The 339-nt window shown below is 64.3% G+C and carries 1 pseudogene; it reads left to right on the plus strand.

Annotated features, from left to right (window positions below):
- Positions 1-65: 65 nt before the first annotated feature.
- Positions 66-339 (plus strand): annotated as a pseudogene (locus CCD76_RS19610) (transposase); the annotation flags it as partial.

A 339-nucleotide genomic window follows, 5' to 3' on the forward strand; every position in this document is an offset into this window, starting at 1 on the left:
TATTTAATAACATATCCGGTGTGCGCTAATCTGAGAGCAACGCCAACCTGCTGAGGGTTCCCGCCATGACCCGTCCCCGCGCTGCCCTGGTATCGCTCGATGCCACCCCCTGGTATCACCTCGTCAACCGCTGCGTGCGCCGCGCCTTCCTGTGCGGCACGGATGCCGTGAGCGGGCAGAGCTACGAGCATCGCCGTGGCTGGATCAGCGATCGCCTGCATCAGCTGGCGGGGGTCTTCGCCATCGATGTGGCCGCCTATGCGGTGATGAGCAACCACTACCATCTGGTGGTGCGAGTGGACGTCGAGCGGGCCGAGGGCTGGAGCGACGACGAGGTGC

This window comes from Salinicola salarius (assembly GCF_002179555.1).
GTDB lineage: Bacteria > Pseudomonadota > Gammaproteobacteria > Pseudomonadales > Halomonadaceae > Salinicola > Salinicola salarius_A.